We start from the raw sequence: 24,413 nt of genomic DNA on the forward strand, positions 1-24,413 counted from the left end.
AAGCGGCTTGCGCCTCTTCTACTTCTATCCTTTTTTGAGGCGAAAGCCGCTTCGCACCGCGTGCCGTGGGGGCATCGCGACCGTGTCCCCGCGACGCCTTTTATGGCCGGGCGGCGATTTGGTATGTCTGCGGCAAAGAGGAGAAAACTTCCGGCTTTCACAGGAGGGATTGCCCGTCTGAGAGCGGCACCATAGCGTCGTGCGGGGGAGGAATTTCGCATGGCACAGCCGGCTCATTTCGTCATCGTCGGTGGCGGCACCGCGGGGTGGATCGCCGCTTTCATCATTCAGGATAAGGCACGGCGTCGTGGCTTCAACTTCAGGATTTCGGTGGTCGAGAGCTCGCGCATTCCCACCGTCGGCGTTGGTGAGGCCACGACTGCCGCGTTCCGGGTGCTGCTGAAACATTTTGGCATCGATGAGTTCGAATTTTTCCGCAAAACCGATGCCAGCTTCAAGCTGGGCATTCGGCACGAGGACTGGCGGCGCAAGGGCTTTACCTATTATGGGCCGATCGATGATCCCCATCAGGTGGTGCAGGCCCCGCCGGGCGCGCCGTCCGACTATCTCAATGTCTATGCCGTCGCCGCGGGCAGGGCGGTGCAGGAGATGCACCTCTTCCAGCATTTGCTTGAGCAGAAAAAGGCGCCGTTTGCGCAAAAACCGGATGGCTCGCTGATCCCGCTCGGGCCCTTCCATCACGCCTTCCATTTCGATCAGGCGCTGGTCGGAAAGTTCTTCGCCAGCAAATCCAAGGGTGTCGAGAAGGTCGACGCCATGGTCGCCGGCGTCGAACGGAACGGCGAAACCGGCGATATCGCGGCGCTCGTGCTTGATGACAATTCCCGCCTCGAGGGGGACTTTTTCATCGACGCGACGGGGTTCCGAAAGCAAGTCATCGTCAAGGCGCTGGAGGCCCCGTGGAAATCCTATGCCCATGAGCTGCCCGTCAACCGGGCGCTGCCGTTCTGGGTCGATATCAAGCCGGGCGAAGAGCTGGCCAATTATACCCGCGCCTGGGCCCAGAGTTCGGGTTGGATGTGGCAGATCCCGACCCGCACCCGCTATGGCTGCGGCTATGTCTATTCGGACGAGTTTTCGACGCCTGACGAGGCCAAGGCGGAAGTTGAGCGCGTGCTCGGTCACGAGATCGAAGTGCGCAGCGATATCCGCTTCCAGATCGGGCGGCTGGAAAAGGCCTGGATCGGCAACTGCGTGGCGGTGGGGCTCTCCTCGAGCTTTCTCGAACCGCTCGAATCCACATCCATCCACGGCACGATCGTGCAGATGATGTTGTTCGCGCAGCGCTATATGGACGAGCCGGGCAAGATCACGCCCAAGGCGCGGGACGACTATAATGCCCGGGTCGGCCGGCAGGTCGATGACTTCAGGACGTTCGTGAACACCCATTACGTCACCGAGCGCGACGATACCCCGTTCTGGCGTGAAGTGCGGGCCAGTCGCATTCATCCCGAGACCAAGGAGCGCCTCGCGCGCTGGCAGAAGGAAATGCCGCGCGATGAGCACTTTCCGAACTATCTCGGCGGGCTGCCGCATATCGAAACGCAGCTCCATTACCCGGTGCTCAATGGCCTCGGCCTCCTCGACCAGCAATTGGCGCGGCGGGAGATGGAGGCCGATCCCAAACTGCGCCGGTTTGCCCAGCAGACCTTTGACGCGCTGGTGAAGGAATATCGCGCCGCGGCCAATCAGGCGCTGGGCCACGCCGAGTTTCTGCGCATCGTCCAGGAGATGGGGTGAGGGGCCTATCTCCTCCATTTCGCTGGTCGGCGCGGGGTCGCGCCGCGACGAGGTTGACATCCCGGCCAATCCGACCCAATTGGAACCCAACTTATCCCCGGAGTTTCCCATGGGCTTTAAAATGGGCATCGTCGGCCTGCCGAATGTTGGCAAGTCGACGCTTTTCAATGCTTTGACCCGCACGGCAGCCGCCGCGGCCGCCAATTTCCCGTTCTGCACCATCGAGCCCAATGTGGGCGACGTTCCCGTGCCCGATCCGCGCCTTGCCAAGCTGGCCGCCATCGGCAAGTCGCAGGCGATCCTGCCGGCGCGCATGAGCTTCGTGGATATCGCGGGCCTCGTGAAGGGCGCCTCCAAGGGCGAAGGCCTCGGCAACCAGTTCCTCGCCAATATCCGCGAGTGCGACGCCATTGCCTATGTGCTGCGCTGCTTTGAAGACGGCAACATCATTCACGTGGCCAACAAGGTCGATCCGCTGGCCGACGCCGAAGTCGTCGAGACCGAGCTGATGCTCGCCGACCTCGAAAGCCTCGAGAAGCGCCGCGCCGGCGTCGAAAAGAAGGCCAAGGGCAACGATAAGGACGCCAAGGTCACGCTCGAGCTGATCGACCGCGCGCTCCTGCTGTTGCGCGATGGCAAGTCTGCCCGCTTTGTCGAGCGCTCCAATGAGGAAGAAAAGGCCTTCCAGGAACTGCAGCTCTTGACCTCCAAGCCCGTGCTCTATGTCTGCAACGTGGACGAAGGTTCGGCCGACGGCGGCAATGCGATGAGCGCGCAGGTTGCTGAATATGCCAAGGCGAACGACGCCGGCGTGGTGATCATCTCGGCCGAGATCGAGAGCCAGCTGGCGCAGCTTCCGGATGCCGAACAGGCTGAATATCTGGAATCGCTGGGCCTGCATGAGCCCGGCCTCAATCGCCTGATCCGCGAGGCCTATGACCTGCTTGGTCTGCAGACCTATTTCACGGTCGGCCCCAAGGAAACCCGCGCCTGGACCATCCATAAGGGCGACAAGGCTCCGGCTGCCGCTGGCGTCATCCACACCGATTTCGAGCGCGGCTTCATCCGTGCCCAGACCATCGGCTTTGATGATTTCGTCACCCTGGGCGGCGAAGTCGCTGCCAAGGAAGCGGGCAAGGCTCGCGACGAAGGCAAGGAATATGTCGTCAAGGACGGCGACGTCATGATGTTCAAGTTTAATACTTGATGCCTAAAATCCCTCCGGTGGAGGGATTTTAGGCATCAAGGCCACGAGAGCTATGCTCGAGTGGCAGGGCGAGCGCTTAAGGCCACGAGAGCTACGCTCGAGTGGCTGGGGCCTACCGCTTCGAAAGACAAAATCCCTCCACTGGAGGGATTTTGCGTTTATGCGGCGTCATCTCCCCGCGTCAGGCATTCCCAAACTTATCCCCCCTTGCACCCCACGCACTAAAATTTAAGGTGCTGGCAGTTGTTTGGGGATTTTTTCTGATGATAGACAAACCGAGTCGCCGGCATGTTCTCTTTGCCGGCAGCGCCGCCGCGGCTGCCGGTCTTTCGACACCAGCCTTTGGCCAGCACGACCACCATGGCCATGGCGACGGCGAAGTCTTCGCCACAGAAAAGAAGTTGGGCCGCGCCGTATCGCAGGCTGCGGGCGATGACATCCGCTTCCCGGAGGTCCGCCGGTCAGAAAATGGCGTGCTCGAAACGACGCTGCGCCTTGCCTATGGTCCAACCGACATCGATGGCGAAAAAGCTGTCGCCATGACCTTCGAGGGCTCCTATCCAGGTCCGACGCTGGTTGCCAAGCCGGGCGACACGATCAAGATCCGGCTGATCAACGATCTCGACGACGTTACCAATCTGCATACGCACGGCCTGCATGTTTCGCCTTCGGGGAACAGCGACAATGTCATGCTGGTGATCCAGCCGGGCGAGACCTTCGACTACGAGATCAACATCCCTCAAGATCATATGCCGGGCACCTATTGGTACCATCCCCATGTGCATGGGCTCACCTATCCCCAAGTCGGGGGCGGGCTTGCCGGTGCATTGATCATCGAAGGTGGCCTCGACGCGCTGGAAGGCATCAAGGACCGCGTCGACCAGCTGCTGGTGATCCAGTCGGCCGAGTTCGACGACACCAACACGATTGTGCCAGTCGACAACCAGGACATTCATCGCCAGACCCGGACGGTCAACGGCCAGATCAACCCGACCCTTCGCATCCGCTCGGGCGAGGTGCAGCGCTGGCGTCTGGTCAATGCGACCTCCGAGACTTTCCTGATGATCGGGCTGGAGGGACACCCGCTCTACCAGATCTCCAAGGACGGCAATGCAATGAGCCGGGTCGTCAAGCATGAGCGCCTGCTGCTCGAGCCGGGCACCCGCGCCGATGTCCTGGTCAAGGGACACATGTTTTCGGGTTCATGGGAGCTGCGCAAAATGCTCTGGCTGGGATCGGAGCGCCAGTACGAGCCTGATGAGCTACTCGCCACGCTGGTGGTCGAGGAAGGCGAGGCCGTTACCGAGCACCAGATCCCCAATGAGCTGATCCCTCTCGGCGAAGATCTGCGCGGCCTGCCGGTCGACAAGAAGCGCGAAATCCGCTTCGACGTCGTTCGGGGACAGCCGGGCGGCACGAAGTTCACCATCGACGGCAAGCAGGTCGACATGGGCCGCGTCGACCAGACGGTCAAGCTCGGCGCTTTCGAGGAATGGGAGCTGATCAACGACTCGCCGGAGTGGCATCCGTTTCACATCCACACCAATGATTTCCAGGTCGTGGCGGTGAACGGCGTCCCAGTGGATGAGGTGCTGAGCTTTGAAGACACGCGCGGCATCCCGCCGAGCGGCTCGCTGACCATCCGCCACCGGTTCCTCGATTTCACTGGCAAATATGTCTACCACTGCCACCTGCTCTTCCACGAAGATCACGGCATGATGGGCATTGTCGAAGTGGTGGAATAAGACCGGTCGAGGCCCTGAAGCACCGCTTCACCGGAGCGGGTTCAGGGCCTCGTCCCCACAGGTCGAACTTCAGCCAGCCGACGTTCGGCGTAGTCGTCCTTCCAGCACACGGCAGCTTCCCAGGCGGCCGAGGCTTGTTCGGCGATGTCACGGGCTTCCCCCTCCAAGCCGGCGCCGTTGAACGGCAGGGCGAGATCGAGGTCTACGACGTCGACATGGGCTTCATCCCAATCGACCAAAGCGACATGATCGGCAGTCATGAGAATATTAGCCGGATTGTTCGGATTGCCGTGAACCACGGCACTATCGCGGCCACGGAGGCGCGCCCAGGCGGCACGGCATCGGAGGACAGCCTCGGCGGGCATGGCGTCGAGATCAATGCGCGTGCCATTGCGGGCTTCGAGCAGATCGAGCGAGGAGCGCCAGCCGGGTCGCTGCGGCCAGTCGCGGGTGAGGCGGTGAAGTTCGCGCAAGGTCGCGGCAACGCGGGACCAATCCGCCTGGGTTTGCGGTGGGCCGCCCTCCATATGGCGCATCACCACAAGGCCATCGACGAAGAGGCGGCCGTCCTCAGCGGGGATGGGGACAGGGACGACGAGACCGTTGCCATGGAGGTGGAAAAGGAGCTCGGCCTCCCAGGCGAGGTCGGCATCGCTGCGGGTGCCAAGGCGGGCGAAGGCGCGCTGGCCATCGAGGTCAACGCTCCAGACATCGTTGGAACTGCCGCCGGCGAGGCGCTCGATACGCCTTGCCTTCGGACCCCAGGCAGTAAGAGCGTCCCAGCTCATTGATCTTCTCCTCGTCCTCATTCCGCAATGTTTGACGGGCGGCGCTGTCCGCCCAGCGGTCAGCCGATTGTGTCCTTCCGCATCTGGCTGGGTGTCATGCCATAGGCCTTGCGGAAGTGCTCATAGAACTGAGTCTGGCTGACGAAGCCGGACTGGAAGGCGATGTTGGCAATCGAGAGATTGCCGTCGAACAGCAGGCTGCGGGCCCGGATGAGCCGCATGCGGGTGACGAATTTCTGCACCGAGATATGCATCACCTTGGTGAAGAGGTTGGTGGCGTAATTCGGGTGCAGCCCCACCACGCGGGCAATGTCGTCGGCGGTCAGCGGGTCGGTGATGTTCTCGACAATGTGGCGGACCATGCGCACGACATAGCGCACCGGCGAGGTGGTGCGGGTACGCGAACCGGTTTTCTCCACCCAAGCAGGGAGGAGCGTGTCCCAGCCGGTGATCGCGGCGCGACGGAACATGGTGGCGATCTCGGCGCGGACGAGGTCGGAACGGAGGGAATTGCCGCTGCGGTAATCGCCGTGCCAGCGCTCAAGGGTTTCGAGGCCGATGCAGTCGGGCGTCAGCTGGATGACACCTCCGCCCATCAGAGTCTCTGTCAGCCGTCCCAGTTGCGGCATTTCGAGAAAGGCGTCCATCGGGAGGTAGATATTGAGCTGCCGGCCGTCGCCGACCTCGCTCAGTCCGACAGTCTGGTGGGGAATACCCGCCCAGAAGGCGACAAGGCGATTGTCGCCCACTGAGACAGGGCCGCCGTCGAACATGTAATCCATGCGGCCCGAGGTCAGCCAGTTAAACTCGATATGCCCGTGGCTATGGGGCTGTGCCATGATCTGGGGCGGAAAGGCGCGTATGCCGAACCGGCCGAAAGCTTTACCGGAGGCGTAAAAACTGCGGTCCGGACGCGGCGTCGGTCGCGGCGCTCTTTCCCTCCGGAGCGGGGCAGGGCTTGAGCCTTCAATCATACTAATCCCCCGATATCTTAGAAATCCGGAATTAGTCTCTATCATTCCGGATTGTTTCGCCGTCCGCAAGTCGTAGGCTGAATAGGCGCGGGGAAGAGGCCAGTGGGAGTGTCTGGCCCGCAGCGACGACCGCTGAACCCCGATGCGATGGGAGGTTCTATTGAGAAAGCATACTTATGCCCTTGGCGGGGCAGGGCTACTGCTGTCCGTGTCCATGCTGGCCATTCCGGCGCAGGAGCTGACGGGCGAATTGCCGGATCCGCCGGAGTTCGCCGCGCAGAGCGAGCCAATCTTCGTCTCCGTCGGAGACATTCAGGAATTCAAGGCTCTGCCGGAATATCACGAGCCCGATTGGGTGACCTCGAAATATGTCGATGCCGGCACGCTGCCGCCCGTCGCCGAGCGTCTGCCCAAGGAGCCGCTGGTCTACAAGACCGCCAATATGCCGGACGGCATTGGTGTCTATGGCGATACCATGCGCCACGTCATCGGCGGCCGGCCCGAGGGCTGGAACTATATCGGTGGCCAGGCACAGGGCTGGGGTGGCATCGACATCGGTCTTTCCGAATGCCTGACGCGTACCGGTCCGCTGTTCATGATCAAGGCCGAAGAACTCGAGCCTCTGCCAAATCTGGCCAAGGGCTGGGAATGGTCCGAGGACGGCAAGCAGCTGACCATGCACCTCGTCGAAGGCGCGAAATGGTCTGATGGCGACGCCTTCGACACCGAAGACGTTATGTTCTACTGGGACGATCACATCATGGATCCGAATGTGTCCCCGCTCAACGGCGGCACACCGGAAACCTTCGGTCAGGGCACCACGCTTGAAGCCATTGATGCCTACACCATCAAGTGGACCTTCCAGGAAGCGTTCCCGACCCAATATCTCTATGCCATGGCCTATGGGACGTTCTGCCCGGGTCCGAGCCATATCCTCAAGCCTGAACATCCGAAATATTCGGACAACACCTACGAGCAGTACAAGAACGCCTTCCCGCCCGAATATATGAATATCCCGGTGATGGGTGCCTGGGTGCCGGTGGAATATCGCCCTGACGATATCATCGTCATGCGCCGCAACCCCTATTACTGGAAGGTCGACGAGAACGGCAACCAGCTGCCCTATCTCAACGAGATGCACTATCGCCTCTCGACCTGGACCGACCGTGACGTCCAGGCCGTTGCCGGGTCCGGCGACTTCTCGAACCTCGAACAGGCCGAAAGCTATGTCGAAGCCCTGCGGCGTTCGGCTGAAGATTCAGCACCGGCCCGTCTGCAGTTCGGTGCCCGCACCATTGGTTATGCCCTGCAGATGAATCTGTCGGGCAATGGCTGGGGTGAACCAGATGATCGTGCCCAGTCGGTGCGTGACCTCAACCGCAATCTCGACTTCCGCAAGGCCGTGTCGATAGCGCTTGATCGTCAGCGTCTCGGCGAGTCTCTGGTTCGCGGCCCGTTCACCGCCATCTATCCGGGCGGCCTCTATGCCGGCACGACCTATTACGACAAGGCGTCGACCGTCTATTATCCGTTCAACCTCGAAGCCGCCAATGGCCTGCTCGACGGGCTCGGCCTTGCCGATACCGATGGCAATGGCGTGCGTAACTTCCCCGATGGCGGCGCGGATGTCGAAATCACGCTCCTGGCCAACTCGGACTACGGCACAGATACCAATCTCGCCGAAGGCGTGATGGCACAGCTCGAACCGCTCGGCCTGCGCGTGATCGCCAACTTCCAGTCCGGTACGGCCCGCGATGACATGGCCGCTGCTGGCCAGTTCGACTGGCAGGTTGCCCGTCAGGGTGCCGAATTGGTGTCCGTGGTGCAGGGAACGGCGGCTTTGGCTCCCACCGGCCCGCGTATCCATACCTTCCACCGCGCCAATGCGGATGGCGAGCTCGATCTCTTGCCGTTCGAAGAAGAACTGGTTGCTCTGGTGAACAAGTTCGTCACCACCAGTGACAATGCCGAGCGCGCGGACATCATGAAGCAGTATCAGCGCATCTTCACCGAGAACGTCTACTCGGTGGGCCTGACCCAGTATCCGGGCGCGCTGATCATCAACAAGCGCTTTGCCAATATCCCGGCTGGCTCGCCGATCATGATGTTCAACTGGGCTGAAGACAACATCATCCGCGAACGTGTGTTCGTTCCGGAAGACAGGCAGGGCAGCTATGAGCTGCACCCTGAAACGCTGCCCGGCGAACCCGGTGGCGCAGGCCCGGTCTGACACGACCTTCGAGGGGCGGTGAACGCTGCCCCTCATCACCCTCCCGCTTTGGGAGAGAACCCAACCCAATGACCGTGGCAGGGTCGCGCTGGAAGCGCGATCGGCTCCTCACCCGGTGCGGTGAGGGTCAGGTGCGGGGTTTTGCCCCAAGTCAGTGAGTCCTTCATGCTTCGATTTCTCGTCTTCCGCATCCTGGGCGCTATCCCGCTGCTGTTTCTGCTCAGCATCGTGACCTTCGCCATCATCCAGGCGCCGCCGGGCGACTATGCCGACTATATCCGCTCGATGCTGATCAACCAGGGCGGGGTCCGGCCCGATCTCGCCGAGGCGCAGGCAGAAGTCTATCGTCAGGCGAACGGCCTCAACGACCCGCTGATCGTGCAGTATTTCCGCTGGATCACCGGAATACTGACGCGGTTCGATTTCGGGCACTCGCTCTATTACAACAAGCCCGTCGGCAATGTAATTGCCGAGCGCCTGCCGGCCACCATCGCGCTGGCGCTGGTGTGCCACCTGCTGGCCTCGGCGCTGGGCATTGGTCTTGGCATCATCGCCGCCACCCGCCAGTATTCCTGGGCCGATACGCTGCTCGGGATCATCTCCTTCCTTGGCATGACGATCCCGCGGTTCCTCTTCGCCATCATCATCATGTACATCCTGGTGTTCCGGATCGGCGTGAACGAGATCGGCAGCTTCAACTCCGCATACTGGGGCGGACAGCCCTGGGGCTGGGGGCGGTTCGTCGACCTGGTCGCCCATGTGTGGCCGGTGGTGCTGATCGCCACGTTCGGTGGGCTGGCCTATAATATGCGGGTGATGCGCGCGAATCTGCTCGACGTGCTCAATTCCCAATATGTGGAAACCGCAAGGGCCAAGGGCCTATCGGAAGGTGCCGTCATCATGCGCCATGCCGTGCCCAATGCGCTTCATCCGCTCATCGCCTATCAGGGCGTGGCGCTGCCCTACATGCTGACTGGTGAAATCGAGGTGGCGATCGTCTTCGGCCTTGCCACGGTCGGGCCCGCCATCGTCGGCTCCATGGCGGTGGGCGACGTCTTCGTCACCGCAACCTTCATGCTGGTGCTCGCCACGACACTGATCATCGGCAACATCATCGCAGACTTGCTGCTGGTCGTCCTTGATCCGCGCGTCCGTCTGGGAGGGAACAGCGAATGAGCCCCAACGACACCCGCTCGAGCATCCCGCTGCCCACCGACATTGCGGCTGGTCCGCAGCCGACACCCGCAGAGGAAGCGAACTCCGCGCCTTCGGTCGGCCGGTATGGCACAGGCAATGAGACCTATGGCGCCCTCGTCTGGAGGCGGTTCCGCCGCTCGACCATGGGCATGATCGGCCTCGTGCTGGTCAGCGGCCTGATGATCATGACAATCTTCGCCGACTTCTTCGCGCCGATGGACCCCAAGCAGACGAACCTCCCGTTCGCGCCGCCTGATCTCGTGGCCTTCGAAGACCCCGACGGCAATTTCAGCCTGATCCCCTATATCTATCCCATTGGCGATACAGGCGAGTTCGATCCGATCACCTACCAGCCGCTGACGGGAGCGATGAAGGACAACCCGACCCCTGTCGGCTTCTTTGTCCAGGGCTACAGCTACAATATCCTCTGGCTGATCCCGTCCAATATCCACTTCTTCGGCTCGACCGATGGCCGACCGCTGCAACTTCTGGGGACGGACAAATTCGGCCGGGACATCCTCTCGCGCGGCATTATCGGCTCACGCATTTCGCTGATGATTGCTCTGGCCGTTGTGACCATGACCACCATCGTCGGCACGCTGGTCGGCATATCCTCGGGCTATATCGGCGGACGGCTCGACGCCTGGGTGCAGAAATTCGTCGAGTTCGTTCTCGCCTTCCCGCAATTGCCGCTCTATCTGGCGCTGACGTCGCTGATCCCGGTGACGGCTCCGTCCAATGTGTTCCTCACCTTCGTCATCTTCGTCATGGCGGCGCTTGGCTGGGCGCAGCTCAGTCGGGAAGTACGGTCCAAGACGCTGTCGCTGGCGCGTATCGAATATGTCCGGGCGGCGATCGCGGTGGGCGCGTCGGACAGGCGGATCATCCTGCGGCATATCCTGCCAAACGTGCTCAGCCACATCATCGTCTCGATTACCCTCGCCATCCCCGCCGTCGTCCTGCTCGAGAGCTTCCTCGGATTCCTCGGCTTTGCCGTGAAGCCGCCGCTGATCTCCTGGGGGCTGATGCTGCAGGACACCGGGACTTTCTCGGTGATCGGGTCCTATCCCTGGATCCTCACCCCCGTGATTTTCGTGCTGATCACCGTCTTCGCCTTCAACGCCCTGGGCGATGGATTGCGCGACGCGGTGGACCCCTATTGAGGAGCGGACGATGAGCAATACCAATCTTGCGCCCCCCGAACGATACGACCTGGGAACGCATGGCCGCGAGCTGATCCTGGATGCCCGCAATATCGGGGTGGACTTCAAGGTCGATGGCGGCGTCGTCAATGCCGTGCGCGACGTGTCGTTCCAGCTGCACAGGGGCGAAACCATTGCTCTCGTGGGTGAGAGCGGGTCGGGCAAATCCGTCACCGCCCGTACCATCATGAAGCTTCTTACAAAGCGTGCGACGATCCTGCCGGAGACCCGCATCACCCTGTCCGGCAAGGATGTGGTGAAGATGGGCGACGCCGACATGCGCAAGCTGCGCGGCAATGACCTGGCGATGATCTTCCAGGAGCCGATGAGCTCGCTCAACCCCGTCTACACGATAGGGCAGCAGATCTGCGAGATCATCCACCTGCACAATCGGGTGTCCCGCCAGGAGGCAATGAACCGGGCCGAGAAGCTGCTCGAGGAAGTCCAGATCCCTGAACCGCGGGCACGGCTCAACAATTACCCGCACCAGCTTTCAGGCGGACAGCGCCAGCGCGTGATGATCGCCATGGCCCTGGCCAATCGCCCCGATGTGCTGATCGCCGATGAACCGACGACCGCGCTCGACGTCACGGTGCAGGCGCAGATCCTTAATCTCATCAAGGATCTCAAGGACAAGTATGGCATGGCGGTGGTGCTGATCACCCATGACCTGACCATCGTCCGGCAGTTCTCGGACTATGTCTATGTCATGCAGAATGGTCGGGTGCAGGAGCATAATGCCACCGAGGCGCTGTTCTCCAACCCCCAACATGCCTACACCAAGCATCTGCTTGCTTCCGAGCCCAAGGGCACCGCCCTGCCGCTGGAGGAGGGGGCGCATGACACGGTGCTCGAGGGCAAGAACGTCAAGGTGACCTATACGCTCAAGCGTGGCGGATTCTTCAAGCCGGACTTCTTCGAGCTCAAGGCCGTGGACGACCTGGACATCAAGCTGATGCGCCACGAAACGCTGGGCATTGTCGGCGAAAGCGGCTCGGGCAAGACGACCTTCGGGCAGGCGCTGATCAGGCTCATCGGCAATCAGGGCGGGCAGATCTACTTCGACGGACAACCGATCCATGACAAGGATCGGAAAGGCATGCGGCCGCTGCGCAGCCGGATGCAGATCGTCTTCCAGGACCCGTTCGCGAGCCTCAACCCACGCATGTCCATCGGCCAGATCATATCCGAAGGGCTGGCGGTCAATGGCATCGGTGCCAATGCCCGCGAGAGGACCGACCGCGTGCGTCAGGCGCTGCGAGACGCCGGCATGCCCGACACCATCCTCAACCGCTTCCCGCACGAATTCTCGGGTGGGCAGCGGCAGCGTATCGCCATTGCCCGGGCCATTGCGCTCGAGCCCGAATTCATCCTGCTCGACGAGCCCACATCGGCGCTCGATCTGTCCGTTCAGGCCCAGATCATCGACCTGCTGCGCAAGCTGCAGGACGAAAAGGGCCTCTCCTATCTCTTCATTTCGCACGACCTCAAGGTGGTGCGGGCCCTCTGTCACAGGGTGATGGTCATGCAACACGGCAAGATCGTGGAGCAGGGGCCGGTCAATGAAGTCCTCATCAACCCCAAATCCGAATACACGGCCCGGCTCGTCCGCGCCGCCTTCGACATAGCCGCCTGAATTTCCGGAGCTCTCTCAAAAATGGCAAATCCCAAGATCACCTTTATCGGTGCTGGCTCGTCGGTGTTCATGAAGAACATCGTGGGCGATATTCTCCAGCGTCCGGCCCTGGCCGGCGCCACGATCCGCCTCATGGATATCAATCCCAAGCGGCTCGAGGAAAGCGAGATCATCGCTAAGAAACTGATCGCGACGCTGGGCGTGTCGGCCGCGGTCGAGACCTATTCCAATCAGCGCCAGGCGCTGGATGGCACCAATTTCGTCGTCGTCTGCTTCCAGATCGGTGGCTATGAGCCGTCCACGGTCATCGATTTCGACGTGCCCAAGAAATACAATCTGCGCCAGACCATCGCCGATACGCTCGGCGTTGGCGGTATCATGCGCGGGCTGCGGACCGTGCCGCATCTGTGGAGCATCTGCGAGGACATGATGCAGGTCGCGCCGGACGCGATCATGCTGCAATACGTTAACCCGATGGCGATCAACACCTGGGCCATCTCGGAAAAATATCCCGCCATCAAGCAGGTTGGCCTCTGCCATTCGGTGCAGGGCACGGCGATGGAACTGGCGCACGACCTTGGCATTCCCTACGAGGAAATCCGCTACCGCTCGGCCGGCATCAACCACATGGCCTTCTATCTCAAGTTCGAGCATCGCCAGGCGGACGGGACCTATAAGGACCTCTATCCGGAGCTTCATCGCGCCTATCGTGAGGGACGTGCGCCAAAGCCGGGCTGGAACCCGCGCTGCCCCAACAAGGTGCGCTATGAGATGATGACGCGGCTGGGCTATTTCGTCACCGAAAGCTCCGAGCACTTCGCTGAATACACGCCCTATTTCATCAAGGAAGGACGTGAGGATCTCATCGAGAAATTCGGCATTCCGCTCGATGAATACCCCAAGCGCTGTGTCGAGCAGATCGCGAACTGGAAGCGCACCAGCGAGGAATATCGCAGTGCCGACCGCATCGAGGTCAAGCAGTCCAAGGAGTATGCGTCCTCGATCGTCAACTCGGTGTGGACCGGCGAGCCTTCGGTGATCTACGGCAATCTGCGCAACAACGGGGTCATCACCTCGCTGCCAAACAATGCCGCGGTCGAAGTGCCGTGCCTCGTCGACGACAATGGCCTGCAGCCGACCTATATCGGTGATTTGCCGCCGCAGCTGACGGCCCTGATCCGCACCAATATCAATGTGCAGGAACTGACCGTGCGGGCGCTGATGGATGAAAATCCGGAGCACATCTACCACGCAGCGATGATGGACCCGCATACGGCCGCTGAACTCGATCTCGAGCAGATCTGGGCGGTGGTAGACGATCTGCGTGAAGCGCATGGCGACATGCTGCCCGAATGGGCCCGCGGCACGCGCAAGTCGCGCGTGGCCTAGTCGAAGACGCAACAGGGGCGGGTGTTACTCGCCCTTGTTGCCGAACAGCTTGCTCAGCATGTCGGCCATCGGCCCGGACTTGGGGACGCTGGCCTGCGGCTGGGCCTGTCTGGCCTGGCGAATGTGGCTCTGCGCCTTGGGGGCAAGGGCGGGTTTTGCAGCTTCGTCCGCGCCCTTGGTGGCCAATGCCAGCTTGTTCATGAAGCCGGCATCGTCGCCCTTGAGCAGCAGGCCGACGTGGCGGCCGATATCGTCGAGCAGGGGGTCGAGCCAGACCTTGTCGGCCTTGGCGAAGTCGCCCAGCACATGGTGGGTGACATTCTCCTTGCCTGGATGGCCGATGCCGAGGCGCACGCGCTTGTAGTTGAGCCCGATCTGCGGGTCGATCGAGCGCAGCCCATTATGGCCGCCATTGCCGCCGCCGACCTTCACACGCACCTTACCGGGCACCAGGTCGAGCTCGTCATAGAAGACGATGATCTCGGACGGGTCGATCTTGTAGAAGCGGGCGACCTGCTGGACGCTGTCACCGGACTTGTTCATGAAGGTCTGCGGCTTGAGCAGCAGGACGCGCTCGCCCCCGACATTGCCTTCGGCCAGCTGGCCGGCATGCTTGGACTTCCAGCCGGAAATGCCGTGTGCGGACGCGATGGCGTCGATGGCCATGAAGCCGATATTGTGGCGGTTACCCGCATATTGGGCGCCCGGATTGCCCAGGCCGACAAGCAGTTTCATGAAAGCAAGCCTTGCAAATGACTGAGGCGGCCCAAAGGCCGCCCCAGAGAAGGATCAGAAGCTGGACCGAGATTACTCGGAAGCTTCCTCGCCGCCGGCAGCTTCCTCAGACTTGAGGCCCGACGGAGCAACGATGGTCGCGATGGTGAAATCGCGGTCGGTGATCGTGGGGGTGACGCCCTTGGGCAGGGTCACGGCCGAGATGTGGATCGAGTCACCGATTTCGGTGCCGGTCAGGTCAACGGTGATGCCTTCCGGGATCGCGTTTGCCGGAGCAAGAACTTCCACGGTGTGGCGTACAACGTTGAGCGTACCACCGCGCTTGAGGCCCGGGCTTGCTTCTTCGTTGGTGAACTCGACATGGACTTCAACGGTGATCTTGGCATTGCCAGAAACGCGCAGGAAGTCGATGTGGAGCGGCTGGCCCTTGACGACATCGAGCTGATAGTCGCGCGGGATGACCTTGTGGATGGTGCCGTCGACATCCAGATCGAGGATGTGCGACTTGAAGCCGCCAGCATAGATCGCCTTGTGAGCGTCCTTGTAAGCGACGGAAACGGCGACGGGGGACTTCTTGTCACCATAAATAACTGCAGGAACGAGTCCCTGACGACGAGCTTCGCGAGCGGCCCCCTTGCCCACTCCGTTGCGCGCCTGTGCCTTGAGCACTTTGGTCTCAGCCATGGAAAATATCCACTTTGTTGGTGTATGGCGTCATCTCGACGACATACGCGCCCGTCCTCCAGGGGTGACGAGCGCTTCATGGGCCGGGCTATACCCGAAAGGGGTGGGCTGAGCAAGGATTTTGCGGGTTTTTGAGGCAGGCTGGCGGCCTTTCGGGCGATATAGCAAGTAGTTCGCGTTGATATGTTCGAGTCGCGAAGTTAGCTTTTCGGCACTGCCCCCAAAATAGGTTTTTCCCAATGCGATCAATTGTTCTGGCGAGCGTTGCCCTCTTTGCGCTTGTCACCGGTCCGGCATTTGCCGCCAATGAAATTTCCTTCGGCGATGATAGCGGAGAATATGCAAACGACGGGGAATGTGACGATCCGCGGTTTGTCGGCGAGGGGATGACGACAACGGATCTGCTCAGCGACGACCGGCTGAAAGATGCCACGGATTGCAAGGCGGCCTTCGACGCCGGGAAGCTGGCGCTCAACGGTGTTACGGACGATGGCACGATCGATTTCGGTGATGATGAGGGCGACTACGCCAATGACGGCGAGTGCGATGATATGCGCTTTACCGGTCCGGGCATGACAACGACGGATCTGATCCAGGAAGACATCCTGCACGATGCCACCGACTGCAAAACGGCGTTTGATGCCAAGAGAATCAAGCTGCTGCTGAAGTAGGTTGTGGCGTCTGAAAAAACGAATCCCCAGACCGCAAAGCAGTCTGGGGATTTCAAATTCTTGATAGAATATCGGTGTTTAGTCGAACAGGCTCGAAACCGACTGTTCGCTGGCGGTGCGGGCGATGGCCTCGCCGATCAGCGGCGCGATGGAGATGCGGCGGATATTCTTGGCGGCCTTGGTCGCATCGGTATCCTGGATGGAATCGGTGACCACCAGTTCCTTGAGCTTGCTGGCGGCGATGCGCTCCGATGCGCCCTCGGACAGAACGCCGTGGGTAATATAGGCCGACACTTCCTTGGCGCCGGCCTTGAGCAGGGCTTCGGCTGCGTTGACCAGCGTGCCGCCAGAATCAACGATGTCGTCGATGAGGATACAGGCCTGGCCGGACACGTCGCCGATGATGTTCATCACCTCGGAGACGCCAGCACGGGGGCGGCGCTTGTCGACGATGGCGAGGTTGGCGCCGATACGGCCGGCAACATTGCGGGCACGGATCACGCCGCCGACGTCAGGAGAGACGATCATGACGTTCTTGACGTCGTAATTGTCCTTGATGTCGCGCACCATGACCGGCGCAGCGGTGAGGTTGTCGGTCGGAATATCGAAGAAGCCCTGGATCTGGCTGGCATGCAGGTCCAGTGTCAGGACGCGGTTGGCGCCGGCTTCGACAATGAGGTTGGACACCAGCTTGGCCGAAATCGGCGTGCGCGGCGCGGACTTGCGGTCCTGGCGGGCATAGCCGAAATAGGGGATGACAGCGGTGATGCGACGGGCCGAGGAGCGGCGCAGAGCGTCGATGACGATCAGCAGTTCCATCAGGTTGTCGTTGGCGGGATAGCTCGTCGACTGCAGCACGAATGCATCTTCGCCGCGGACGTTCTCGTGCACTTCGACGTAGACTTCCTTGTCCGCGAAGCGCTTCACCGTGCAATCGGTGAGCGGGAGTTCCAGATAGCTGGCGACGGCTTGGGCGAGGGCGCGATTGGAGTTGCCGGTCACCAGTTTCATGGGCGCGATCCTGTCTCAAACAGTCCCTGGGGCGGGGACCTTCCAGTTTCGCGGCACCTTTATCGACTCGTTCAGGCAATCGCAACGACCCATTGGTCGCATATGTAATTTATACCTAAGCCATGCCTATGACCGATATTTGACGGCCGGTGCGCGTCCCCTTGTGCGTGGCATAGCGGTGAGAGAAGAAGGCATCCGGCTGTGCATAAGTGCACAAGGAGAGGTTGTCGGCCGCTGGCAGGCCGATGCGCTGGGCGTCGGAGACGAGGAAGGCAGGCAGGTCAAAGTGGGCCTTGCCGCCGGGCGGGGTGAAGAAAGCATCGGCAGCGGCGGGGTTTGCGGCCAGAGCCTTGGCCTTAAATTCCTCACCCACCTCGTAATTCTTTCCACTGATTGTAGGGCCAACGGCGAGAAGGATGTTGCGGCGTTGGCCGCCAAGCGCCTCCATGGCGGTCACTGTATTCTCGAGGATGCCGTTGACCGCACCGGCCCAGCCCGCGTGGGCGGCGCCGATGATGCCGGCATGCGGATCAACCAGCAGCAGGGGGGCACAGTCGGCCGTCAGCACGCCAATGAGAATGTCACCGTGCCTTGTAACCAGCGCATCGGCTTCGATCGCGCGATCGGGCAGGGCTCCGGCTTCGATTGTCACGACGCGGGTGGAATGAACCTGCTTGAGGGTCACCAGCGGCGCGCCACCAAGGCTTTGAGCGACGATGGACCGGTTTTTCTTCACGTTATCCGCGGTATCCCCGGTGGAGACGGAAACGTTGAGGCTGTCGAACTCGCCGCTCGAGACGCCGCCCTGTCGTCCGAAAAATCCGTGGCGGATTGTCGTGGTCTCGCCGAGTGCGTCTGAAGTTTTTGCCAAGGCCATCATGAGGCGAAGCCGGAGGGGATAAGTCCGGGGCTGTGCGCGCAGAAGACCTTGAAGAGCGTGCCCATCTGGTCCTCGTTGACGAGGCGATTGCGGGCAATGCGAATGTCCTCAGCCGAGCCGGGATTGGCGCGGGAAAGGGCGCCGGCCCGCTCGTCGATGCCGAGTTGCAGGAGGAAATTGCCCTGGGTGACGACGGGCTGGGTGGCGATGCCGGCAAGGCGCGCGGCGCCGATCAGGGCGCCGAAGTCGACATGGGCGGAAAGGTCTGTTTCGCCAGGATTTTCAAGCACATCGGCATAGGCGTGATTGCGCACGCCTTGCAGGGTCTCGCCGGTGCGGGTCTCGGCGTAGCCGTAGTCGATGGCAAGGATGGCGCCACCATTTTGAGCGACGAGCTTGGAAAGTATCGACATGACCTCCCCAGCGGCAAAGGACACTTCGTAGACGGTGTTGAGTTCGGCGGAGGCGACTGCGTCGGGAAGGGCTTCGGGCGGGATCGGCGTCGGTGAGAGGCCGTAGACGCGCTTGCCGTCGGCGAGGCCGACCTGACGCTCATGCCAGCCATCGGGCTTGCGGACGAACTGGCGGATGGGCAGGGCGTCAAAAAATTCGTTGGCGACGATAAGGATCGGGCCGTCGTCAAAATTCTCGAAGTTCTCCAGCCACTTGGGCTCATAGGCTTCGAGCCGCGCGCCCTGCTGAGCGGTGAGGGCGGGATTGGTCTCGAACAGTTTGAGCTTGAGCGCGTCGCGGAAACCGGGGGCGCGGCAGGCGACGCGCAGGATATCGGCCATGAGCGTGCCGCGGCCGGGACCCAGTTCGAGCAGGTTGAAGCTCTTGGGCTCGTCCATCTGCTGCCAGATATTGACCAGCCAGAAGCCGATAAGTTCCCCGAACATCTGCGAAATTTCGGGTGCGGTGATGAAGTCGCCCTTGGTGCCGAGCGGGTCGGCGCCCTTGTAGTAGCCCTGGGTCGGGTGGGTGAGGCAGAGGCCCATATAGGTGGCAATGGACATGGGGCCATTGGCGGTGATCTGATGGTCGATCTGCTGTGCTAACGTTAGCGGACTGTTCACGTTGAGAGCCTCTAAAGCTGAATTCTGCTATCGCGACGGGTCTGCGCGTAGGCGATGAGGGCAAGACCGCCCAGAACCAGTGGCAGGCTCAGGACCTGACCCATGGTGAGCCAGTCCCCAAAGAGATAGCCGATATGGGCATCCGGCAGGCGGACGAACTCGACTAGGATGCGAGAGAGCCCGTAGCCGACGCCGAAGATGCCGGCGACCATGCCCGGCTTGCGTAGCGCAAAGAAGACATTGGTGGCGAGGCGAATGACGATGAAGAGGACGAGCCCTTCGAGAGCCGCTTCATAGAGTTGGCTGGGGTGGCGCGCGACCTGCAGGGGGTCGGTCGGGAAGACAACGCCCCATGGCAGATCTGTGGGTGCGCCATAGAGCTCTGAATTGATGAAATTGGTGATGCGGACGAGGAAGATGCCGATCGTCGCGACGGCGGCGATCAGATCGAGCGAGGACAGCCAGTTTCCGCCCTTGGCGCGGGTGAAGAGAATGGCCGCAAGCATCAGGCCCAGCATGCCGCCATGATAGGACATGCCGCCATCGAGCGTATTGAGGATTTCGAGCGGGTTCTGCGCGTAGTAGGGGGCGTTGTAGAAGAGCACATAGCCCAGCCGCCCACCGAGAACGATGGAGAGCATGGCCCAGAAGGCGAAGTCCCAGATGTCGGGCGCCTTGAAGGGCGGGGTGCCCTTGTGCCAGAGCCGCTCATTGGCCAGCAGCAGATAACCATAGGCCGCGCCAAGCAGCACGCCGAACAGATAGCCAAGCGCATACCAGCGTACGGCAAAGGGGCCGATGGCAAAGGCGATGGGATCGATATTGGGGAAAGGCACCCGTGTTTCTCCAGAGGGCTGGTCACGCACGCGCGCGATGTCATTGCAGTGGCATACCCCCCACTTGCCCCCGTCCTCAAGAGCAGAGGCGAAGAAAGCGTGATTTGCCCGTTGAGGGATCAAAGTGTGTAGTCCCGACGGACTGGTCAAGGCGGGATGGCTCCCGTAAATAGAAAGCCAGCACAGCAGCGCAAATCAGGAACGGAACAGCGATGAACCAGAATAACAGGATTTTCGACGGTCTCGGTCGGCTGATGAATGAGGCAGCGGGCGTTGCGGATGGTGTGCGGCGCGAAGTCGAAACTGTTGCCAAGAGCCAGGCTCAGCGCATCGTGGCTGATATGGAACTGGTCAAGCGCGAGGACTTTGACGCGCTGCGCGAGCTGGTCCAGGTCCAGGGCGAAGAGATCGACGCCCTGCGCCAGGAACTGGCTGCCCTCAAGGCCAACCAGAAGCCTGCCTAAGTTTTGCGCTTAGCGGTACTCTCGGACATTCACGGCAATTCGTCGGCGCTGGAGGCGGTGCTGGAGGATGTGGCGCGCGTCGGCGTCGACGGGATTGTCGTTCTGGGAGACCATGTCAGCGGGCCCGTTGACCCCGCCGGGGTCGCGGCAACGCTGATGGGACTGGATGCGGTCTTTATCCGCGGCAATCACGATCGCTGGACGGTGGATCTCGGCCTGCCCGGCTCGGGCGCCGTAGACAGATTTGCCCGCGGGCGGCTCAGCGCCGAGCAGCTCGACTGGCTGGCCGCCCTGCCGGCAACAGCGCAATGGGGCGATGAGGTTTTTCTCTGTCACGGCACCCCGACCGATGACGAGACGCCATGGCTCGACAGTTTCTTCAAGGGCCGCACGGCGACATTGCCGGATGAAGCCAGCGTCGCGGCGCTGGTGGAGGGGCTCGATTTTCCCGTCTATGTCTGCGGCCACACGCATATGCCACGCTCCGTGCGCCTCGCCGACGGCCGGCTGGTGTTCAATCCGGGCGCGGTGGGGATGCAATTGGTCCGGGGGTCGCCGGATGCCCGTTACGGATTGCTGGAGAAGCACAGTCGCGGCTGGCAATCGCGCGTCAATATTCTGCCCTATGACCACGAGGGCGCGGCCGTGATGGCGGCAGAGAACGGATTTCCGCAGTGGCGGGCGTCGCTGGTGAGTGGCTGGGCCGGCCCGGAGAGCCTGCGCTAACTGTCGCGCCGGTCGAAAAGAAATGGCCGATGTTATCGGTTTGGTAATTTTTCCATTTTGCTCATCCACAAGAGATTGGATGTATATCGCGCTGTTTATCTCGTGAATCGCTGGGCCGGGTGTAGCATTCAAGTCGTGGACGATTCGTAGACCCAGTCGTCCAGCGCGTATCCCAAGCCATGCGGTACGATGCCGCAATCTTCATTGCGTGTTGCAGGACGGAACGGTCAATGTCTGTGATTGAATTCGAGCCCGATCGTATGTCCCATCCGGTGGACCTGGTCGAGCACATCGCTGCCATCAACGACTGGACCTTCGAGCGTCAGGACGCGGACGAGATTTCCATTTCGGTGCGCGGCGGCTGGAGCGAATACCACGTTTCCTTCAACTGGATGGAAGACCTTGAGTCGCTCCATATTGCCTGCGCCTTTGATCTCAAGGTTCCCGATGGGCGCCGCGGCGAGGTCAACCAGTTGATCAGCCTGATCAACGAGCAATTGTGGATCGGCCATTTCGACATCTGGAACAAGGAAGGCGTGGTGCTGTTTCGCAATTCGCACCTGCTGACCGGTGGCGCCGATGTTTCCCCGCAGCAGTGCGAGGCGCTGTTGCGCTCCGCCACCGACAGCTGCGACCTGTATTACCAGGCTTTCCAGTTTGTCGTCTGGGCCGGCAAGTCCGCCGCTGACGCACTCAGCCATGTGATGTTCGAGACCGTGGGAGAAGCCTGATGGGTGATCTTCGTTCGCTGGGCCCGGTGATGCTGGTTGGCGCCGGCAAGATGGGCATGGCCCTCGCTGAAGGCTGGCTTGATGCCGGGCTGCCGACAAGCAATCTGGTTCTCGTGGACCCAAATCCCGGTGAAGCGGCGCTGGCGCTGGCGGCGGACAATGACCTCGTCATTCATCCGCAGGCGGCGGGGCTGGTGCCCAATGTGCTGGTGCTGGCGGTCAAGCCGCAGATCATTGGCGCGGTGATGGAGGGGCTGCGGCAGGTCGTCGGTCCGCAGACACTGGTCATTTCCATTGCCGCAGGCGTTTCCATCGACAAGCTGAGCCAGGGGCTGGGCACGGGTCGCGTGGTGCGCAGCATGCCGAATACGCCGGCGCAGATCGGCAAGGGGATCACCGGTGCGGTCGCCGGCTCTGAAGTCGAGCGCGCCGACCGGGACAGCGCCAATAGTCTGCTTGCAGCGGCCGGTCCGGTGGTGTGGTTTGATGCCGAGGGCGATCTTGATGCGGTGACCGCCGTTTCCGGATCGGGTCCCGCCTATGTGTTCAATCTCGTCGAGGCCATGGCTGCAGCGGGTGTGGCGCAGGGACTTCCCGAGCATGTGGCGATGCAGCTGGCGCGCCAGACCGTCATCGGCGCGGCGGCGCTGATGGAGGCCGACACGGCGCCGGCGAGCGTATTGCGCCAGAATGTAACCTCGCCGAAGGGCACGACGGCAGCGGCGCTCGACGTGCTGATGGCCGATGATGGGCTGGAGCCGCTGATGAAGCGCGCGGTAGACGCTGCCCGCAAGCGCAGCGAGGAGCTGGGGCAGGGCTGAGGCCCTGCCGGCGCGTTTTCCTAGAGATTGACGGTGAGGTTTAGCCGGTCGAGCACGGGGTGATCGGCTGGGTCGACCATGCCGACAAAGAACCTGCGCAGCACATTGGCGCTCTCGGGCGGGAGAGCGGCGATCGATGCCTTGATGCGGCTGGCCTGCGTAGCTGACAGCGCGGCAAAGAAGGCGCGGCCCTTGTCGGTGGCATAGAGCAGGCGCTGGCGGCGATCGGACAGGCCGGTCTTCTGCTCGATATAGCCATTGTCGATCAGCTGACGGAGCACGCGGGCGAGACTCTGCTTGGTGATTTTGAGGACATCGAGAATGTCCGCCACCGGCATGCCGGGGCGCAGATTGACAAAATAAAGCACGCGGTGATGCGCGCGGCCAAATCCCTGGCGCTCAAGCAACGCGTCGGCATCCCCGGTAAAGTCCCGATAGGCAAAGAAAAACAGACCCATGATGTCGAGGGGCAGGTCTTCGTCTCCGGAAAGGGCAGAATTTATGTCAGCCTTGTTGACATTTTTTAGGCTCTCTGCCATTTTCACTCCATCAAACCGCCGTTCCGTCTTATCCCAAAGACATTCAGGTTTGCCAAGGCCATGGGCCATGAGGCATATTTGACGGAATGACCGTTTCGACAACGGCAGCACAATTTAAGTATGTTGGAGAGGACTATGGCAGGCCTGCCCATGGACCAGCGTGATGGCTGGATCTGGTTCGATGGCGAACTCAAACCGTGGAAGGACGCGAAGATTCACGTGCTGACGCACGGGCTTCACTACGCCAGCTCGGTATTCGAAGGCGAACGCGCCTATGGTGGCGAGATCTTCAAGTCGCGCGAGCACACCGAGCGGCTGATTCGTTCGGCGGCGACGCTGGACATGCCTTTCCCCTACACCGTTGAAGAAATCGAAGCCGCCAAGCGCCTCGTGCTCGAAAAGAACGGCCTCGTCGACGCTTACCTGCGTCCGGTGGCCTGGCGCGGTTCGGAGGAACTCTCGGTTCCTGCGCGCAACAACAAGGTGCATGTGGCGATCGCCGCATGGGTCTGGCCGAGCTATTTCTCCACCGAGGAGAAGCTCAAGGGCATCCGTCTTGAGTGGAGCAAGTGGAAGCGCCCGAGCCCGGAAACCATTCCGTCTTCGGCCAAGGCTGCTGGCCTCTACATGATCTGCACCCTGTCCAAGGACGCGGCCATGGCCAATGGCTATGCCGACGCGCTGATGCTGGACTACCGCGGCTATGTGGCTGAAGCCACCGGCGCGAACGTGTTCTTCATCAAGGGCAAGGAAATCACCACGCCGACCCCGGATTGCATCCTCAACGGGATCACCCGTCAGACGCTGATCCAACTGGCCAAGGACAACGGTTTCACCGTTATCGAACGCTACATCAAGCCGGAAGAGCTCAGCACTTTTGACGAGTGCTTCCTGACCGGTACGGCCGCGGAAGTTACCCCGGTGTCGCTGATCGGCGACTACAGCTTCACCCCCGGTGAAGGCTGCCGCACGCTGATCGACGCCTATACGGCTGCCGTGACGCCGAAGAAGGCCGCTGCGGAGTAAGGCTGGGTTTTTCAGACACAGAATTTGAAGGCCGGGCAGAGATGCCCGGCTTTTTTGTTTTCAGCGAGGAGAACCCCACCTGGC

23 protein-coding genes are annotated in these 24,413 nt (G+C 61.5%); 14 read left to right on the forward strand and 9 right to left on the reverse strand.

The annotated features are described in order from the left end of the window. The first annotated feature begins 219 nt into the window (after nt 1–219). From NYQ88_RS06325 to NYQ88_RS06335, 3 genes are all read left to right on the forward strand, one after another. Nucleotides 220–1,761 (forward strand): tryptophan halogenase family protein, encoded by a 1,542-nt coding sequence (locus NYQ88_RS06325; protein WP_275654109.1) that lies wholly within the window; start codon nt 220–222, stop codon nt 1,759–1,761. A gap of 109 nt (nt 1,762–1,870) precedes the next feature. Further along, nucleotides 1,871–2,968 (forward strand): redox-regulated ATPase YchF, encoded by a 1,098-nt coding sequence (gene ychF, locus NYQ88_RS06330; RefSeq protein WP_275654110.1) that lies wholly within the window; start codon nt 1,871–1,873, stop codon nt 2,966–2,968. A 263-nt stretch (nt 2,969–3,231) separates the two neighbouring features. Next, the gene (locus tag NYQ88_RS06335) at nt 3,232–4,713 is read left to right on the forward strand and encodes a multicopper oxidase family protein (RefSeq protein WP_275654111.1); all 1,482 of its coding nucleotides are present in this window, start codon (nt 3,232–3,234) and stop codon (nt 4,711–4,713) included. 41 nt (nt 4,714–4,754) lie between these two features. Here the strand turns inward: NYQ88_RS06335 and NYQ88_RS06340 are convergent, their stop codons facing one another. Both NYQ88_RS06340 and NYQ88_RS06345 read right to left on the reverse strand, forming a co-directional pair. Further along, a complete protein-coding gene (locus NYQ88_RS06340; RefSeq protein WP_275654112.1) occupies nt 4,755–5,501 on the reverse strand; it encodes a phosphotransferase in 747 nt (248 codons plus the stop codon). A gap of 59 nt (nt 5,502–5,560) precedes the next feature. After that, nucleotides 5,561–6,340 (reverse strand): helix-turn-helix domain-containing protein, encoded by a 780-nt coding sequence (locus tag NYQ88_RS06345; protein ID WP_275654113.1) that lies wholly within the window; start codon nt 6,338–6,340, stop codon nt 5,561–5,563. A 349-nt stretch (nt 6,341–6,689) separates the two neighbouring features. On the opposite strand from NYQ88_RS06345, the gene NYQ88_RS06350 reads away from it, so the two are divergent. The 5 genes from NYQ88_RS06350 (at nt 6,690) to NYQ88_RS06370 (ending at nt 14,129) form a co-directional block, all read left to right on the forward strand. Continuing rightward, nucleotides 6,690–8,705: an ABC transporter substrate-binding protein gene (locus NYQ88_RS06350; RefSeq protein WP_275654857.1), complete on the forward strand. Its 2,016-nt coding sequence runs from the start codon at nt 6,690–6,692 to the stop codon at nt 8,703–8,705. Nucleotides 8,706–8,870: 165 nt separating this feature from the next. Then, a complete protein-coding gene (locus tag NYQ88_RS06355; protein WP_275654114.1) occupies nt 8,871–9,881 on the forward strand; it encodes an ABC transporter permease in 1,011 nt (336 codons plus the stop codon). Next, nucleotides 9,878–11,065 carry an ABC transporter permease gene (locus tag NYQ88_RS06360; protein ID WP_275654115.1) on the forward strand — a complete coding sequence of 396 codons (1,188 nt, stop codon included), beginning with the start codon at nt 9,878–9,880 and terminating at the stop codon, nt 11,063–11,065. Before NYQ88_RS06355 ends, NYQ88_RS06360 begins: the two co-directional genes overlap by 4 nt. A gap of 10 nt (nt 11,066–11,075) precedes the next feature. After that, nucleotides 11,076–12,740 carry an ABC transporter ATP-binding protein gene (locus NYQ88_RS06365; RefSeq protein WP_275654116.1) on the forward strand — a complete coding sequence of 555 codons (1,665 nt, stop codon included), beginning with the start codon at nt 11,076–11,078 and terminating at the stop codon, nt 12,738–12,740. Between the two features lie 21 nt (nt 12,741–12,761). Next, nucleotides 12,762–14,129 carry an alpha-glucosidase/alpha-galactosidase gene (locus NYQ88_RS06370; RefSeq protein ID WP_275654117.1) on the forward strand — a complete coding sequence of 456 codons (1,368 nt, stop codon included), beginning with the start codon at nt 12,762–12,764 and terminating at the stop codon, nt 14,127–14,129. A gap of 24 nt (nt 14,130–14,153) precedes the next feature. On the opposite strand, the gene pth is transcribed toward NYQ88_RS06370, so the two are convergent. Further along, on the reverse strand, nt 14,154–14,864 hold the full coding sequence (gene pth, locus NYQ88_RS06375; protein WP_275654118.1) for an aminoacyl-tRNA hydrolase: 711 nt from the start codon (nt 14,862–14,864) through the stop codon (nt 14,154–14,156). Nucleotides 14,865–14,936: 72 nt separating this feature from the next. Further along, nucleotides 14,937–15,548 (reverse strand): 50S ribosomal protein L25/general stress protein Ctc, encoded by a 612-nt coding sequence (locus NYQ88_RS06380; RefSeq protein WP_275654119.1) that lies wholly within the window; start codon nt 15,546–15,548, stop codon nt 14,937–14,939. Between the two features lie 239 nt (nt 15,549–15,787). On the opposite strand from NYQ88_RS06380, the gene NYQ88_RS06385 reads away from it, so the two are divergent. Further along, nucleotides 15,788–16,219 carry a hypothetical protein gene (locus tag NYQ88_RS06385; protein WP_275654120.1) on the forward strand — a complete coding sequence of 144 codons (432 nt, stop codon included), beginning with the start codon at nt 15,788–15,790 and terminating at the stop codon, nt 16,217–16,219. Nucleotides 16,220–16,297: 78 nt separating this feature from the next. Here NYQ88_RS06385 and NYQ88_RS06390 read toward each other — a convergent pair whose 3' ends face one another. The 4 genes from NYQ88_RS06390 to lgt form a co-directional block, all read right to left on the reverse strand. After that, complete coding sequence (locus NYQ88_RS06390; RefSeq protein WP_275654121.1) at nt 16,298–17,230, reverse strand: ribose-phosphate pyrophosphokinase; 933 nt, start codon at nt 17,228–17,230, stop codon at nt 16,298–16,300. A gap of 115 nt (nt 17,231–17,345) precedes the next feature. Next, nucleotides 17,346–18,101, reverse strand: coding sequence for a peptidoglycan editing factor PgeF (pgeF, locus tag NYQ88_RS06395; protein WP_275654122.1), 756 nt, complete (start codon nt 18,099–18,101; stop codon nt 17,346–17,348). A 5-nt stretch (nt 18,102–18,106) separates the two neighbouring features. Then, nucleotides 18,107–19,186 carry an SAM-dependent methyltransferase gene (locus NYQ88_RS06400; protein WP_275654123.1) on the reverse strand — a complete coding sequence of 360 codons (1,080 nt, stop codon included), beginning with the start codon at nt 19,184–19,186 and terminating at the stop codon, nt 18,107–18,109. An 11-nt stretch (nt 19,187–19,197) separates the two neighbouring features. Then, complete coding sequence (lgt, locus tag NYQ88_RS06405) at nt 19,198–20,022, reverse strand: prolipoprotein diacylglyceryl transferase (RefSeq protein WP_275654124.1); 825 nt, start codon at nt 20,020–20,022, stop codon at nt 19,198–19,200. A gap of 212 nt (nt 20,023–20,234) precedes the next feature. Here lgt and NYQ88_RS06410 point away from each other — a divergent pair, with 212 nt between their 5' ends. From NYQ88_RS06410 to proC, 4 genes are all read left to right on the forward strand, one after another. Beyond that, nucleotides 20,235–20,486, forward strand: coding sequence for an accessory factor UbiK family protein (locus NYQ88_RS06410; RefSeq protein ID WP_275654125.1), 252 nt, complete (start codon nt 20,235–20,237; stop codon nt 20,484–20,486). A gap of 3 nt (nt 20,487–20,489) precedes the next feature. Continuing rightward, nucleotides 20,490–21,212 carry a metallophosphoesterase family protein gene (locus NYQ88_RS06415; RefSeq protein WP_275654126.1) on the forward strand — a complete coding sequence of 241 codons (723 nt, stop codon included), beginning with the start codon at nt 20,490–20,492 and terminating at the stop codon, nt 21,210–21,212. A gap of 230 nt (nt 21,213–21,442) precedes the next feature. Further along, complete coding sequence (locus NYQ88_RS06420; RefSeq protein ID WP_275654127.1) at nt 21,443–21,943, forward strand: YbjN domain-containing protein; 501 nt, start codon at nt 21,443–21,445, stop codon at nt 21,941–21,943. After that, nucleotides 21,943–22,764, forward strand: coding sequence for a pyrroline-5-carboxylate reductase (gene proC, locus NYQ88_RS06425; RefSeq protein WP_275654128.1), 822 nt, complete (start codon nt 21,943–21,945; stop codon nt 22,762–22,764). Before NYQ88_RS06420 ends, proC begins: the two co-directional genes overlap by 1 nt. 20 nt (nt 22,765–22,784) lie before the next feature. Here proC and NYQ88_RS06430 read toward each other — a convergent pair whose 3' ends face one another. Continuing rightward, the gene (locus tag NYQ88_RS06430) at nt 22,785–23,303 is read right to left on the reverse strand and encodes a MarR family transcriptional regulator (protein WP_275654129.1); all 519 of its coding nucleotides are present in this window, start codon (nt 23,301–23,303) and stop codon (nt 22,785–22,787) included. Between the two features lie 135 nt (nt 23,304–23,438). On the opposite strand from NYQ88_RS06430, the gene NYQ88_RS06435 reads away from it, so the two are divergent. Next, nucleotides 23,439–24,329 carry a branched-chain amino acid aminotransferase gene (locus NYQ88_RS06435; RefSeq protein WP_275654130.1) on the forward strand — a complete coding sequence of 297 codons (891 nt, stop codon included), beginning with the start codon at nt 23,439–23,441 and terminating at the stop codon, nt 24,327–24,329. The last annotated feature ends 84 nt before the right edge of the window (nt 24,330–24,413 follow it).

The sequence above is a fragment of the Devosia sp. SD17-2 genome (assembly GCF_029201565.1).
In the GTDB taxonomy this organism is placed as follows: Bacteria; Pseudomonadota; Alphaproteobacteria; order Rhizobiales; family Devosiaceae; genus Devosia.

What these genes read in the sequence shown, in the direction of transcription:
- NYQ88_RS06325 (WP_275654109.1), top strand. Translation starts at nt 220, where the DNA reads ATGGCACAGCCGGCTCATTTCGTCATCGTCGGTGGCGGCACCGCGGGG.
- ychF (WP_275654110.1), top strand. Translation starts at nt 1,871, where the DNA reads ATGGGCTTTAAAATGGGCATCGTCGGCCTGCCGAATGTTGGCAAGTCG.
- NYQ88_RS06335 (WP_275654111.1), top strand. Translation starts at nt 3,232, where the DNA reads ATGATAGACAAACCGAGTCGCCGGCATGTTCTCTTTGCCGGCAGCGCC.
- NYQ88_RS06340 (WP_275654112.1), bottom strand. Translation starts at nt 5,501, where the DNA reads ATGAGCTGGGACGCTCTTACTGCCTGGGGTCCGAAGGCAAGGCGTATC.
- NYQ88_RS06345 (WP_275654113.1), bottom strand. Translation starts at nt 6,340, where the DNA reads ATGGCACAGCCCCATAGCCACGGGCATATCGAGTTTAACTGGCTGACC.
- NYQ88_RS06350 (WP_275654857.1), top strand. Translation starts at nt 6,690, where the DNA reads ATGCTGGCCATTCCGGCGCAGGAGCTGACGGGCGAATTGCCGGATCCG.
- NYQ88_RS06355 (WP_275654114.1), top strand. Translation starts at nt 8,871, where the DNA reads ATGCTTCGATTTCTCGTCTTCCGCATCCTGGGCGCTATCCCGCTGCTG.
- NYQ88_RS06360 (WP_275654115.1), top strand. Translation starts at nt 9,878, where the DNA reads ATGAGCCCCAACGACACCCGCTCGAGCATCCCGCTGCCCACCGACATT.
- NYQ88_RS06365 (WP_275654116.1), top strand. Translation starts at nt 11,076, where the DNA reads ATGAGCAATACCAATCTTGCGCCCCCCGAACGATACGACCTGGGAACG.
- NYQ88_RS06370 (WP_275654117.1), top strand. Translation starts at nt 12,762, where the DNA reads ATGGCAAATCCCAAGATCACCTTTATCGGTGCTGGCTCGTCGGTGTTC.
- pth (WP_275654118.1), bottom strand. Translation starts at nt 14,864, where the DNA reads ATGAAACTGCTTGTCGGCCTGGGCAATCCGGGCGCCCAATATGCGGGT.
- NYQ88_RS06380 (WP_275654119.1), bottom strand. Translation starts at nt 15,548, where the DNA reads ATGGCTGAGACCAAAGTGCTCAAGGCACAGGCGCGCAACGGAGTGGGC.
- NYQ88_RS06385 (WP_275654120.1), top strand. Translation starts at nt 15,788, where the DNA reads ATGCGATCAATTGTTCTGGCGAGCGTTGCCCTCTTTGCGCTTGTCACC.
- NYQ88_RS06390 (WP_275654121.1), bottom strand. Translation starts at nt 17,230, where the DNA reads ATGAAACTGGTGACCGGCAACTCCAATCGCGCCCTCGCCCAAGCCGTC.
- NYQ88_RS06410 (WP_275654125.1), top strand. Translation starts at nt 20,235, where the DNA reads ATGAACCAGAATAACAGGATTTTCGACGGTCTCGGTCGGCTGATGAAT.
- NYQ88_RS06420 (WP_275654127.1), top strand. Translation starts at nt 21,443, where the DNA reads ATGTCTGTGATTGAATTCGAGCCCGATCGTATGTCCCATCCGGTGGAC.
- proC (WP_275654128.1), top strand. Translation starts at nt 21,943, where the DNA reads ATGGGTGATCTTCGTTCGCTGGGCCCGGTGATGCTGGTTGGCGCCGGC.
- NYQ88_RS06430 (WP_275654129.1), bottom strand. Translation starts at nt 23,303, where the DNA reads ATGGCAGAGAGCCTAAAAAATGTCAACAAGGCTGACATAAATTCTGCC.
- NYQ88_RS06435 (WP_275654130.1), top strand. Translation starts at nt 23,439, where the DNA reads ATGGCAGGCCTGCCCATGGACCAGCGTGATGGCTGGATCTGGTTCGAT.